Here is a 12903-nt window from a genome sequence, read left to right as displayed (position 1 = left end):
TTTAAAGAAGGTATGTATAATGATTTACATAAAAAAATTCAATTTTTTAGGCGGTCGTATTATTAAAACAGGCATTGCCGTTTTTTTGACTGCACTCATTTGCCAGTCTATCGGCTGGCCATATATGCTCGCTGTTATTACAGCTATTGTTACGATTGAACCAACAGCTGCCGATTCTATTAAAAAAGCGTTCATCCGCTTTCCTGCTTCAGCAATCGGAGCTGCTTTTGCCATGCTTTACACATTTCTATTAGGAGTGACGCCGCTTACCTATATGCTTGTTGCTGTTTCTACTATTATATCCTGTTCTAAATTGCGTTTGCATGCAGGAACACTCGTTGCTACGCTAACAGGAGTGGCTATGCTGACGATTGTGCACGACCATTATTTTATCTCGTTTTTAATTCGCTTAGCGACCACCAGTATTGGGCTGCTTACTTCTTCACTTGTGAATATCATCGTTCTTCCTCCTAATTATACACCGATTATTACGAGGAAAATTCAAAATCTCTCAAAACAAATGAGCAGCGTTCTACAGCAAAGAGGAAGCGAACTTTCCCAAGTACATGCTTGTCATAAACAAACAAAGCTTCAATTTCAGCAGCTTTCCGCTGAAATTGAAAAAATTGAGACTCTTTGTGAGTATCAGCAGAAAGAATGGAAGTTTCATCATTTCACTCGTACAGCTATGAGAAAATTCCACTATGAATATAAGAAACTTTCTCTTATGAGGCAGCTTGTCTACCATATTGGTAATTTAATTTACTTGCCTGCTCATCAGCTGCAAAGTGCAAGACATCAAGTAATATGGGATACATTCATTTCCTTTCATAACGTCTTACAAAATGAACAATATAAAAGCTCTTTGCATCATCAAACGCTTGTTTTGACTTTAAAACAAAGGTTTTGGGCACATAAGCAGGAAGAAAACAGAGGGGATCACCCTTTTTCAACAGAAACAACAATGCTTTACGAACTGCTTGCAATTCACCATCTGCTTGAAGAACTACACCGTATTCATTGTTTGAAGGATCGATATAACTTAAATAACTCATCTGTCTCGCTTTCTTCATAAAAAAATCCTCACATATGTGAGGATTTTCTTGTTTACGAAACTTGTGACTCATCTTTCTTATATTCTTTCTCCCAGTAGTCTGCATTTTTAATTCCTAGTTTAACGGGATCAAACACAGGGTCTACCCCTTGTTTTTTCTGAGCTTCATAGTCTTTTAATGCAACTAACGCAGGCTTAGCTAAAATTAAGATAGCAATTAAATTTAGCCATACCATGATACCAAGTCCCGCATCACCTAACGCCCAAGCTAGTGATGCTTGTTTAACTGACCCGTAGAACGTAGCTCCCAGCAGGACAAGCTTTAATGCAAACATAGCCCACTTTCCGTTCTTTCCGCGAGTTAGATAAGCAATATTTGTTTCAGCAATGTAATAATAAGCCATAATCGTTGTAAACGCGAAGAAAAATAGAGCCACTGCCACGAACCCAGCTCCGAACCCCGGCAACACTGTTTCAATAGCAGCTTGTGTAAATCCAGGTCCTGCTTCTACACCCGGTAAATTTGAAATAATAAATGAACCGCCTGGTCCTTCCGTGTTGTACATGCCTGTGAATAAAATCATAAACGCTGTTGCTGAACAAACGAACAGTGTATCAATATAAACCGAAAAAGCTTGTACGAGACCTTGTTTCGCCGGATGTGAAACTTCTGCTGCAGCTGCTGCGTGAGGTCCTGTACCTTGTCCTGCTTCGTTTGAATAGATGCCTCGCTTAACTCCCCAAGAAACAGCTAAACCAACAATTCCTCCAAAAGCAGAATCTAATGCAAAAGCACTTTTAAAAATAAGAGCGATAACTCCCGGCAACTCGGAAATGTTCATGGCAATAATAATAAGAGCTAAAATAATATACCCAAGTGCCATAAAAGGTACAACGAATTGGGCCACTCCTGCAATACGCTTAACGCCTCCAAAGATAATAAAAGCAAGAATAATAACTAATCCTACTGCTGTAATCGTTGGACTAACGCCAAATGCGTTGTCGATTCCAAGCGCGATGGAGTTAGACTGAACACCCGGCATTAAGATACTCATCGCAACAAGTGCTGCAATAGCAAATAAAATGCCATACCATTTCATACCTGTTCCTTTTTCAATGTAGTACGCTGGACCACCTCGATATTGGCCATCTTGTTTAACTTTATAAATTTGAGCAAGTGTTGATTCGATGAATGCACTAGAAGCACCAATAAAAGCAACAGCCCACATCCAAAATACAGCCCCTGGACCTCCAAACGCGATAGCTGTCGCAACTCCAGCAATGTTTCCTGTTCCGACTCGTCCCGACAGCGCTAGAGACAGGGCTTGGAAGGAAGAAACTCCTGCTTCTGAACTTTTACCTTGAAACATCAGCATAATCATGTCTTTTAAGTGTCTCACCTGCAAAAACCTCGTTAAAATTGAGAAAAACAGGCCAATCGCAAGACACCCATAAATAACAGGCGTGCTCCATAGCACATTATTCAAACTCGTTACAAATTGCTCCAAACGATAACCCCCTTATTTTACATTCAGACTATTTTAAATTATAAGTTAAATTATAAATTTTAACAATAAAACTCTAAATTAAAACTAATTTTTAGTTAAAATATACAAAAAAACTTGTAAAATCCTCAAAAACATCCAACGATAAACCGTTTACATTCCGTAATTATCGCTTTCAAAAGAGAGGTATCTGCACCTTTCTTCTCAGGAACACATAGGCTATAGGAGTTATTTTCTATTAGAAGGTGTGAAAAACAATGATGAGAATAGAGCCTTTATTTTATCGTCCTTTAGCTCTAGACCTTCTTTATGCGTGCGTCTTAGCTTATAAGCAATACGCACAGGGAGGCACATTTGATGTACCTGAAGGCTACCGGCTTATTAAATCGTTTAAAGCTTCTGCCGTAGGGGTGCAAGAATGGTTTGGTTTTATTTTAGAATCTGATGACTCTATCGTAATTGCATTTCGAGGAACTCAATCTGAGGCAGACTGGATTGCTGATGCTCGCATTCGGCAGCGCCCTTATCCATACAATCAACAAGCCGGTCTCGTCCACGAAGGTTTTTTAGCCGTTTACGAATCATGCCGTGATGAAATTTTTGAAACATATCAGTCCCTTACCCCCAAGCCACTTTATATAACAGGGCATAGCCTAGGTGGTGCACTCGCTGCTCTTCATGCCTTAGATGTCGCCACAAACGCATCTTTTCCGGAAGTTACAATGTACAACTACGGAGCTCCTCGAGTAGGTGATCCTCAATTCGTTCAAACATACACAAATCTTGTTTCAAATAGCCGCTGTTTTGTTAACACGACGGATACGGTTCCTAAAATCCCTCCGAAGCGCCTTTATTCCCCTTCCACCAAGCAAACTATTTATTACGATCAAGATCCTCTGCAACTCTCGTTTACGATTCAAACAGGCTCTACCGTAGGGAATCATAATCCCCAAACATATAGTGTTGGTATTTGGATGATGTCGGACTATCCTATTTTGGTCCAAAAATAAAAAAACAGGCGGACTGCCTGTTTTTTTATGCACCAATTGCTGTTTTGATTTCTTCTATTTGTTCTTGATGACGCTTTTCATGATAGCCAATAAAATCAATCCACTGCTTTAAATCCATTAACCCAAACACAGGGTGTGGAAATGATTTTTGCTTTAGCTTGTCTTCACTTGCTGTTTCTTCTAGCTCTATTAAAGCTGCTCTTGATTCTGCCAGCTTACTCTTCATTTCTTCTAATGTCTGCTTTTCATTAGAAGGCGTAACTTGAGCCGGTGCATCTACTTTTCGCGAACGGTCTACCGCTAAATGAAACGGCTTATCTTCAGTCGGCTGATCCACACCGTTTTCTAACTGATCCTTTACACGTGAAACAATCATGCGCTCCATCAAATATAAATGTTCTAATACTTGCATAACGCTCCATGTATTAGATGTTGGCTGTTGATTTAATTGTTCATATGTTAATGATTCTACACTTCTCAATACATCATTTCGAAACTGTTCATTTTTATTCATTTTTCATCCTCCTCTAGGATTCCTCTAACTTATCGTATCAAAAAACTCTTCCATATAAAAAAGATATCCCTTTATTTAACCATGTTTTAGCTGCAATTGTTTCACGTGAAAAAATCACATTTTCTATTTGACATAGATCAACTGAGGTGTTATATTTAGATTTCTGGCTTTTCTTTAAGAGCTGGACATAGTGAAAGTAACTTGAAAGGATGTATCGTACAATGCAAGGTAAAAATACTGGCATTCGACACATGTCTTTGAACAAAACTTATTCACACTGGATCGGCTTCGGAGCCGTAAGGATGCAAGAGAGGTAGGGCTTGCGTCGTTTAGGTTAATCGATCATGTGGAAAAACAAACCGCGGCAATGGATGAAATCCATGCAAGCACAATCAATGCTAATTGTGCCCTAACAACAACGAAACATACAAAAACCGTAATCATGGATTTTATAAAGAAAGTAATCATTTTGTTTTTACACTTGCAAAAGCAAGTTACTGATAAGAAACACGAACAAAAGCGAGCAGATGCATCTGCTCGCTTTTTTAATGATACTTTTTTATTTACTTTATCATTTCTTTTTTTAGCGGATCTTATAAAAAAGCCAAAACCAATGTGGTTTCGGCTTTTTTCTTATTGCTCTGCTAGTACATCAGCAAATGCTTTTGCATAAGGAGGAAGGTCTGGCGGACGGCGGCTTGAAATAATGTGGCCGTCGATTACGACTGCTTCATCATGCCAAATAGCTCCCGCATTTTCCATATCATCTTTGATTCCTGGCGTACTTGTTACGTTTCGGCCATCTAAGATTTTTGCAGAAATTAATACCCATCCTGCATGGCAGATTTGGCCGATTGGCTTTTGCTGTTCATCCATATGACGAACCATTTCAATTACTTCAGGATAGCGGCGCAGTTTATCCGGCGCCCAGCCCCCAGGTACTAAAATAGCGTCATATTCAGCTGGATCAACATCTTTAAACGCGTAGTCCGATACGGCTGGAACACCGTATTTCCCCATGTACGTTTCGTTTGCTTTTTCTCCAACTAAATGTACTTCTGCTCCTTCTTCTCGAAGACGCATCACTGGATACCATAGTTCTAGATCTTCAAAGTCTGCACTAACAAGCGCAATAACTCTTTTATTTTCTAAACGCATCGTCACACCTCCGCCATCAGTATAGCATGTTAGAGAATAAGATTGAAAATAAGGGACTAAATTGTACATAATTAAAGGATTTTTCAAGTACTCTTCAGAAAATTTTCGTATGCCAAATGGTCTAATTTTATATTTTCACTTGACTGAGGACAAACATCACACTACAATTTGTAGTGTGATGTTCATAATGTTGTAAAATTATCCAAATAAGAAAGACTTTCTGATTTAATTGCTACATTTCTTTTTTCGGGCTTTTACACTACATAATGTAGTGTTTTTCAAATACACTTAAAGGAGGAAGTAAATTGAATAAAAACGTCGAAATTGGTTCACTTATTATTCGTTTAGTATTAGGTTTTACATTTTTAGTACACGGCTTTCAAAAATGGCAAGGCGGGATTGAAAATACAGTAGGGTTCTTCGATAGCTTAGGAATCCCTGGTTTCATGGCATATATTGTTGCAACCATTGAACTCGTAGGTGGGATTCTTATTATTCTTGGCCTAGCAACAAGAGTCGTATCTGCTTTATTTGTGGCAGTTATGCTTGGCGCCATTTTTACAGCCAAGCTTAAAAGCGGATTTGTTGGCGGGTTTGAGTTTGATATTGCCTTAATTGCCATGTCTGCTCACTTATTTCTTGCAGGAAGCCAGTTCCTTGCTCTTGATGCAGTGGTATTCAAAAAGAAAGAAACTGCCTTTTCTCTTCAAGAAGAAAGCAGTAAATAAAAAAAGAACGCTTATACTCTCCCAATATAAGCTTTGAGATTAGTCCCCGCCGTTTGAGGCGGGCTTTTTTTATATTTGCAGCAGCAAATTCGCAAATAAAGAAGAACGCTCGGACAACGTATCAATTTGAATATGTTCATATTCCGCATGTATTCCTTTTCCGCATGCTCCTAATCCATCCAACGTGGGAACGCCAATGGCCGCTGTAAAATTGCCATCACTTCCCCCGCCCACAGCTGCTTCTTCCAATTTCATACCCAGTTTCGCCGCGATTGACTGAGCGCATTCAAATAGCTCTTCCGTTTGTTTAGACTTGACCATCGGAGGACGATTCATACCTCCCGTTACTTCGAGCTTAATCCCTTTTAAAATGGGTGTTAAATTCAAAATAATATCCGTCATGCGTTTTGCTTCTTCTTCTGTAGAAACACGTAAATCCACGTGCGCTTCTGCATATTCCGGCACTACATTTGTACCGCTGCCGCCGGTAAACGTCCCAACGTTTACCGTTGTACCTTTTTCATAATCAGTTAAGCTCTGCAGAAAAATCACTTGGCGCGCCAGCTCTTCAATCGCATTGATTCCTTCTTTGTGGTGATTACCCGCGTGTGCTGCTCGTCCCCATACTTTTACGGTGAAAATCCCCGCTCCTTTGCGCGACGTTTTTAACGCACCTGAACCCGCCACCGCCGGTTCCGCTACTAGCACTGCTTCACTTCTTTGTGCTTCTTCTTCAATGTATTTTTTAGAAGAAATTGACCCAATCTCTTCATCCGAATTGCAGAAAAACACAATTTTTTTATCGAGCGATAAGCCAAGCTCTTGAATCGCTTTAATCGCCCATATAGATTGGACAATGCCGCCTTTCATGTCTAAAATTCCCGGACCGTACAGCTTGTTTCCCTCTGTTCTTAGACTCAGCCTTCCCTTTTCCCATACCGTGTCAAAGTGACCGATAATTAAAAGCTGCTTTTCTCCTTCTCCAATCGTAAATTTCAAATGGTTTCCTACTTCTTTTTCTTCTATGATTTCGTACCCTACCCCTAAACGCTTTTGAAATAGCTGCGTTAAATACATTCCACACTGATCTACTAACTCTTTGCTGTAGGACGGTGATTCTTTTTTCACAAATCCGACTAAATCTTCAAGCATCTCTTGTTCGTGTTCTTTTAAATAACTAAATACACTTTGTTCTACCATTACCTGACTCAAATCAATTCCTCCTCCAAACAACCCCTGCTGCTTGCATTAAATGCTTTTATTTATCGTACGTATAACTATGTTCTACGTTTCACATAACGATCTTAAATTATCCTTAATTATAATGGTTTTCAGACAATTTTCCATCCTTTAAATACAGATAATACTTTAACTTATTCATAACCGACCGAAAATAGCCATAAACTTCAACAAATTCATACAAAAAAGCTTCAATCTTCAACAGATTAAAGCTTTCGTTTGACTAATTGACATTTATTTTAATATTTTTCCCTTTTGACTTCACACTCACAAAAACAAACATAGACACTAAAAAAACAAACAGAATAATGCCAACCATTTCAAAGTTTACTTCGGCCCATGGGTTAAAGAAAGTGAATGCTAAATAGAACGACACACCATACGCGAGGACAACAATAACCCAGCCCATCAAGCGAGAAGCAGATTGTCCAAATTTACTCGATTCATTCACCATTTTATGTACAATCAATGAATCGATTGTATCTGTTAGCATCATACCAAACATAAATACTAGTCCCAACAAAAGCGGCGTATACTTGCCTGCGTTCCCTACAGCTAGAGACCACACGGCCGTTTGACTGACCGTTTCGGCTGCTAAAGCGAACAATGCTCCTACAAGAATAATTAAAAAAGGATTCGTTGTTCCTTTTGCGATTTTCGGAATAAACTTCCCTTTTAACCCGCTCAGCTGAAACTCTTCCTCTTTATTTTTGGTTCGAAGCAAATGATATGTGTTTAATGTCCCGATTAGAAAGAGAGAGATAATGGATACCCAAGATGCAAAATGATCGAAATACGATGGAAACGTAAAATTCTTCATCACCACGCCCAGCACCCCGGCCGTGACGGCCACCATTCCTCCGTGACCTAGTGAAAACAGCATTCCGACCCACGGGGCAAAACGGCTGCCCATTCGCCAATTATATCGAGTCTGGCCATCAATAAAAGCTAAGTGATCTGCATCCAATCCGTGCCTGATTCCTAATAAAAAGACAAGTAAAAAAACTGATAAACCTTCCATTTCCTACACTCCTTTTTTTAAAATAAAACGTAAAAAAGCCTCAATTCTATAGAAATTGAGGATGTGTCGGCATATGAAAATAAACAGCAATTGCTCACTGCGTACCTTGATACACCGCCTCTTTCCTAGAAGAGTCAAGTGTACAGAATAGGTAGGTCTCCTGGCTTGAGATCATCATTTTCTACCGCCTTCCCCGTTTTGAGTGACGATAAGATAGAAAACTCCCTGCTTACAGTGGCTGGACCGCTCGAGATTTGCACTCGATTCCCTGTTACCTCTTACGCTATGTAAGAGCACCTAAACTGTGCGAATAATTCATTTTCTTCTTCATTATACTAGTACCGCTTACAAATGAATAGAGAAAATTCAAATAGAAAAGCCCTGCTAAACTTTACATGCTTAGCAGGGCTTTTTAAAGCAATTAAACTACTTCTACCGTTACGTCTACGTTGCCGCTGATTGCTTTTGAATACGGGCAGTATGAATGGGCTAGGTCTACATATTTTTTAGCTGTTTCTAAATCTAAGCCTTCGATATGAGCTTCAAGCGCTACTCCAATTTTTACTCCTTGATCAGCTTTATCAGGAAGCAGCTGAACAGTAGCTTTCACTTCACTGCTTTTGATTTCTACGTTATGTTTTTTCAACATAAATTCTAACGCGCTGTTGAAACAAGCACTGTATCCAGCTGCAAATAGCTGCTCTGGGTTTGTTGCTGTTGTTGCTTCTCCACCAAGCGCTGGCGGTGTTGCCACGTCTAAGTTAAAGATGTTATCTAAAGAGTGAACTTCTCCTGTTCTTCCACCTGTGTTAACAACTGTTGTTTCATATAAAGCTTTCATGTATAAATCTCTCCTCTTTTTTAGTAATTGTATTAAAAGTTTTTCATTTATCGTTTCTGTAATTTAATTGTACACAATTTAATTTTAAAAAACAAGTATTAAATACATTAAAAATTTCCCAATAAAAAAAGCCGCATATGTGCGACTTTTTCTTAATAATATTGAGACTGCCTGTCATAAGCTGATTTTCGAAAAATAGACAGATTGGTAATAGCTCTCATGATTTTCGTATTAAAAATAACATAATGAATAAACAGCGCCAGCACGCAGCCTAAAACGGCTCCTGTTAACACATCGAATGGATAGTGAACGCCAACCCATACGCGTGAAAATGCAATGAGTGCACCCATGACAACCCACATGCGCCCTGAACGTTTGAAATGCAGCCAAATGGTAAAAGTGATAACTAATGCAGATGTAGCATGATCGCTTGGAAATGAAGAATTTGCGGCGTGATCAATAAGCTGATTCACGTGGTGAGAGATAAACGGACGATCTCGATAAGCAAATAAACTAATCACTTTATTGATAATGACTCCTGTTGCACAAGCACACAAAGCTTGAAATGCTACAACACGGCTGCCGTTTTTATTAATAAGTAAAAACAAGCCGAGTAAAACGATAAGTACATACTGGGCATAATCTGCAAAGAATACCATCAGCGAATCTAGAGGCTTTACGTGTGAGGCATACTGATTCACCGCGTGGAAGATGGTATAATCTACTGAATTAATAGCTGATAACATAATCGAAATCCTTTCTTATTTTTAAATGTCATTAGCTATCTTATCAGTTTCTTGAGAAAATGAACATGTTTTTGTCAGAAGCTTCCTAACTGGTATTTATAAATAATGTACTCAAGCTCAGTAGTAAATCAACGCCTTTCGCCTATTAACTCACCTGTGAGTGATCCACAATATTTTTTTGCAAAAAGATCTCTTCTAAAGAAGGTTCTTCGACGTGAACTTGATAAATGTCGATGCCGCATTGAATCAATTCGCGAATAATAAGAGGAATATTTCTTTCTTTTTGAAGCATCACTTTTGTGTACATGTGATGGTATTCAACTTCGGGACTCAACGTGCGGAAAAACTGTTGAATGTATTCTTTGTGACTGTTTGGATAAGGATCATGTTTGATCATCACCGTTTTTTTCGCTTGATATTGAAAGCGCAGCTCTTCCATTGTACCTTCTATTAAAATGACCCCATTTTTCATAATCGCTACACGTGTACAAATCTTCTCAACTTCATTTAAATTATGAGACGTCATAAAAATTGTCTTGCCTTGATTTTGGAGTTCTCTTATTAGTTCATGAATGTGGAGAGCAGATTCAACATCTACTCCAGAAGTTGGTTCATCTAAAAAGATAAGATCTGGGTCTGCTACAATTGCTTGAGCAATTCCTAACTTCTTTTTCATTCCAAATGAAAACTTTCCAACTTTCTGATGCTCATGTCCTTCTAGTCCTACTTTCTTCAGTACATTACTACAGTATTCTTTCGAAAAACGATGGCCGTTTACCTTTAAAAAATAGCGCAAATGATTGAGCGCTGTCATCTCATCATAAAAGTTAGCATAGTCAGGAAGCACACCTATTTTCTTCTGAAGCTCTAAATCAATATCACTCTGTCCCAGCAGCGTAAATTCTCCTGCTGAAGGAAATGAAACGCCGGTAAGCATATTAATAAATGTAGACTTTCCTGCTCCGTTTCTTCCTAAAAATCCGTAAATTTCCCCTTGTGATACCTGTAAATTAATACCGTTAACAACTGTTTTAGATCCATATTTTTTAGTTAACTTACTTGTTTCAATAGCATACATATTATACTTCTCTCCTTTTAAAACTCCAAAGTGCCGTACATAAACAAAGTGCTGCAAAAATAAGAAGAACTGTTAGATACCCTTTCTCCAGCTTTAAATAGTAGTAGGGTGTCACATACTTAAACCATGCAATGTACGCTTTTGATGAAAATATGCTCCACACGCTCAGTACCGGTAGAACAAACGATAAAATAATTGATAAAAACATAGTATGAGTTGGGCTTGGCATTAAAGCTGAAAGCATTAAAACAAATGAAATGATACAAACGGTGAATAGCAGGCACTCTAAAAATATATAAAAAGAAAAATGATGCGAAATAAACGCAATCAGTAGAAATGAAATAGAGATACAAACAAGCCAGAAACAGCAAATACCTAAGAATTTCCCTAGTACAATACGCTCTCTTGATGTTTTGGTAACTAAAAACCTTGCTGTTCTTGTCTTAATTTCTTGATTAATAACATTATGAGAAAGACTTGAAATAAATAAAGGTCCGAACCCGAGAAGCATCACCAAAATTCCCCCGTTGGCTCCATCTTGAATCTGTGCACTCGTCAGTTGACCTCCAAGTTGACTAACTATATGGGCTATTCCATAGGAAGCACCGCATACGATTAAGATAACGATAATTGATTTAATACTTTTAAATAAGCTTTGAAACTCTTTTAAACTAATAGCCCACATTTCCAAAATCTCCTTTTAAATAAGTTTGACTGCTATCATCCAACAAAAGGATGATTTACTTCCGCCGGTAAAGCTTTTTTTTCTTTGGGCTTTCCACTCCAAGAAAAATTTGTCCATATACGCAGTAGCTTCTCCACCGGTCCAGTTTGAAATTTTTGTACGTACATATAGCTGCCGATAAGCTGAATTCCGTAAATACCTATACAGACAAAAATCCCTGCAATCATGCCGAGCTTTCCGAAATAACCTAATCCATAACCGTAAAAAATCGTCGTGCATATGACCGTTTGCATTAAATAATTACTAAGCGATATCCTGCCTACACTTTCAAAAGCCTTTATCAAAAATGACTTCTCGTATTTTGCATATAACCAAGCAAAGCCTGCAATATAACCAAGAGATAGAAGACTTCCACCTAACATATGTGTAGAACCAGCCCAATTAGCATCTGGCCATACGTACATAGTCCCTTTTAACAGCAAGCCAAGCGGAATCAGCGCGGCTGCCCAACGGCCATACTGTTTTTGATTAGCTGAAACATCGTAAAACCACTTTTTCTTTCCTGCATACATACCAAATAAAAACAAAGCGCCCATTATAAATGGCGTAAACAAGAAGGCAAAAGCAAATTTATATCCTGTTATATTCATCGGATCAACATTGTTGCGGTGGTCTTTAATCTGTTCATAAGTTCCACTTCCATACACATGAATCGTATCTTTTACATATGTCGTAAGCGTTTGTTTATCGCTAAGAAGATACATATTATCGTTTAATGAACCGTATCCGGCTGCTCCTGTAAGGACCAGCAAAATCGATACCCACACCAAAAGTGTTTTGGCTTTACGCTTTAAAAAGAAAAGTAGTAAAAATACTCCCATCATTCCGTAAAACGTAAGAATATCTCCTTCCCATAAAAACACTCCATGCAGTAAGCCAAACCCTAGAAGCAGAAGAAAACGGCGAAAGAAATGCCTTTTTACGCCTAGCTTCCTTCTTTCTAAGCTTTCTTTCATCTTCACCATTGAATAGCCAAATAAAAAGGTGAAAATCGGCATAAAACTTTCCTCTACCGCGACTTTTAAAAAGACATAGGCTGCTGAATCACTTGGTGATAGCGAGAAGAGATGAATCATATCCTTTCCGTAAATGCCATATTGAAAAATCAGCATATTCGCTAGTAAAATACCAAACAAGCTGAATCCTCTCATACTATCAATTACTTTAACCCGCCTAAAATCATTACTCATCCTTTTAACTCCTTTACTATGTGTCTGTGCATTTAGTATATGAAATGAAGTTTTCAAGAAAATAACCAGGAGAT

14 protein-coding genes and 1 riboswitch are annotated in these 12903 nt (G+C 38.4%); of the genes, 4 read left to right on the top strand and 10 right to left on the bottom strand.

Annotated elements, in window-relative coordinates; genetic code table 11:
- Positions 1 to 19 precede the first annotated feature (19 nt).
- Positions 20 to 1075: an aromatic acid exporter family protein gene (locus tag BG04_RS13200; protein ID WP_034654736.1), complete on the top strand. Its 1056-nt coding sequence runs from the start codon at positions 20 to 22 to the stop codon at positions 1073 to 1075.
- A gap of 32 nt (positions 1076 to 1107) precedes the next feature.
- Here the strand turns inward: BG04_RS13200 and BG04_RS13195 are convergent, their stop codons facing one another.
- Entirely contained in the window at positions 1108 to 2562 is a 1455-nt protein-coding gene (locus BG04_RS13195; protein ID WP_034654734.1) for an alanine/glycine:cation symporter family protein, read from the bottom strand.
- Positions 2563 to 2816: 254 nt separating this feature from the next.
- Here BG04_RS13195 and BG04_RS13190 point away from each other — a divergent pair, with 254 nt between their 5' ends.
- Positions 2817 to 3569 (top strand): lipase family protein, encoded by a 753-nt coding sequence (locus tag BG04_RS13190; RefSeq protein WP_013081488.1) that lies wholly within the window; start codon positions 2817 to 2819, stop codon positions 3567 to 3569.
- A gap of 25 nt (positions 3570 to 3594) precedes the next feature.
- On the opposite strand, the gene BG04_RS13185 is transcribed toward BG04_RS13190, so the two are convergent.
- Positions 3595 to 4083 carry a DinB family protein gene (locus BG04_RS13185; protein WP_034654732.1) on the bottom strand — a complete coding sequence of 163 codons (489 nt, stop codon included), beginning with the start codon at positions 4081 to 4083 and terminating at the stop codon, positions 3595 to 3597.
- A gap of 346 nt (positions 4084 to 4429) precedes the next feature.
- Here BG04_RS13185 and BG04_RS13180 point away from each other — a divergent pair, with 346 nt between their 5' ends.
- Entirely contained in the window at positions 4430 to 4756 is a 327-nt protein-coding gene (locus tag BG04_RS13180; protein ID WP_013081486.1) for a hypothetical protein, read from the top strand.
- On the opposite strand, the gene BG04_RS13175 is transcribed toward BG04_RS13180, so the two are convergent.
- Positions 4717 to 5241: a type 1 glutamine amidotransferase domain-containing protein gene (locus BG04_RS13175; RefSeq protein ID WP_013055087.1), complete on the bottom strand. Its 525-nt coding sequence runs from the start codon at positions 5239 to 5241 to the stop codon at positions 4717 to 4719. The genes BG04_RS13180 and BG04_RS13175 overlap by 40 nt on opposite strands.
- Before the next feature lie 305 nt (positions 5242 to 5546).
- Here BG04_RS13175 and BG04_RS13170 point away from each other — a divergent pair, with 305 nt between their 5' ends.
- Positions 5547 to 5969 carry a DoxX family protein gene (locus BG04_RS13170; RefSeq protein WP_016762814.1) on the top strand — a complete coding sequence of 141 codons (423 nt, stop codon included), beginning with the start codon at positions 5547 to 5549 and terminating at the stop codon, positions 5967 to 5969.
- Positions 5970 to 6038: 69 nt separating this feature from the next.
- On the opposite strand, the gene BG04_RS13165 is transcribed toward BG04_RS13170, so the two are convergent.
- The 7 genes from BG04_RS13165 to BG04_RS13135 form a co-directional block, all read right to left on the bottom strand.
- Positions 6039 to 7202: a M20 family metallopeptidase gene (locus BG04_RS13165; protein WP_034654731.1), complete on the bottom strand. Its 1164-nt coding sequence runs from the start codon at positions 7200 to 7202 to the stop codon at positions 6039 to 6041.
- Positions 7203 to 7431: 229 nt separating this feature from the next.
- Entirely contained in the window at positions 7432 to 8229 is a 798-nt protein-coding gene (locus BG04_RS13160) for a HoxN/HupN/NixA family nickel/cobalt transporter (protein WP_034654730.1), read from the bottom strand.
- Positions 8230 to 8362: 133 nt separating this feature from the next.
- Positions 8363 to 8545, bottom strand: a riboswitch (cobalamin riboswitch).
- A 105-nt stretch (positions 8546 to 8650) separates the two neighbouring features.
- Positions 8651 to 9070: an organic hydroperoxide resistance protein gene (locus tag BG04_RS13155; RefSeq protein WP_013055083.1), complete on the bottom strand. Its 420-nt coding sequence runs from the start codon at positions 9068 to 9070 to the stop codon at positions 8651 to 8653.
- A gap of 152 nt (positions 9071 to 9222) precedes the next feature.
- Positions 9223 to 9816, bottom strand: coding sequence for an undecaprenyl-diphosphatase (locus tag BG04_RS13150; RefSeq protein WP_034654728.1), 594 nt, complete (start codon positions 9814 to 9816; stop codon positions 9223 to 9225).
- A gap of 145 nt (positions 9817 to 9961) precedes the next feature.
- Entirely contained in the window at positions 9962 to 10894 is a 933-nt protein-coding gene (locus BG04_RS13145; protein ID WP_034654726.1) for an ABC transporter ATP-binding protein, read from the bottom strand.
- A 1-nt stretch (position 10895) separates the two neighbouring features.
- Positions 10896 to 11579, bottom strand: a complete 684-nt coding sequence (locus BG04_RS13140) for an ABC transporter permease (RefSeq protein ID WP_034654723.1) — start codon at positions 11577 to 11579, stop codon at positions 10896 to 10898.
- A 35-nt stretch (positions 11580 to 11614) separates the two neighbouring features.
- The gene (locus BG04_RS13135; RefSeq protein WP_034654721.1) at positions 11615 to 12829 is read right to left on the bottom strand and encodes a DUF418 domain-containing protein; all 1215 of its coding nucleotides are present in this window, start codon (positions 12827 to 12829) and stop codon (positions 11615 to 11617) included.
- Positions 12830 to 12903 lie beyond the last annotated feature (74 nt).

The organism is Priestia megaterium NBRC 15308 = ATCC 14581, from assembly GCF_000832985.1.
GTDB lineage: Bacteria > Bacillota > Bacilli > Bacillales > Bacillaceae_H > Priestia > Priestia megaterium.
Note: the sequence above shows the minus strand (reverse complement) of the source record. Positions and strands in the feature narration are given on the sequence as shown.

Coding starts and splice junctions, on each gene's coding strand:
- BG04_RS13190 (WP_013081488.1), top strand. CDS start 2,817: ATGATGAGAATAGAGCCTTTATTTTATCGTCCTTTAGCTCTAGACCTT.
- BG04_RS13135 (WP_034654721.1), bottom strand. CDS start 12,829: ATGAGTAATGATTTTAGGCGGGTTAAAGTAATTGATAGTATGAGAGGA.
- BG04_RS13185 (WP_034654732.1), bottom strand. CDS start 4,083: ATGAATAAAAATGAACAGTTTCGAAATGATGTATTGAGAAGTGTAGAA.
- BG04_RS13155 (WP_013055083.1), bottom strand. CDS start 9,070: ATGAAAGCTTTATATGAAACAACAGTTGTTAACACAGGTGGAAGAACA.
- BG04_RS13175 (WP_013055087.1), bottom strand. CDS start 5,241: ATGCGTTTAGAAAATAAAAGAGTTATTGCGCTTGTTAGTGCAGACTTT.
- BG04_RS13140 (WP_034654723.1), bottom strand. CDS start 11,579: ATGTGGGCTATTAGTTTAAAAGAGTTTCAAAGCTTATTTAAAAGTATT.
- BG04_RS13150 (WP_034654728.1), bottom strand. CDS start 9,816: ATGTTATCAGCTATTAATTCAGTAGATTATACCATCTTCCACGCGGTG.
- BG04_RS13200 (WP_034654736.1), top strand. CDS start 20: ATGATTTACATAAAAAAATTCAATTTTTTAGGCGGTCGTATTATTAAA.
- BG04_RS13160 (WP_034654730.1), bottom strand. CDS start 8,229: ATGGAAGGTTTATCAGTTTTTTTACTTGTCTTTTTATTAGGAATCAGG.
- BG04_RS13145 (WP_034654726.1), bottom strand. CDS start 10,894: ATGTATGCTATTGAAACAAGTAAGTTAACTAAAAAATATGGATCTAAA.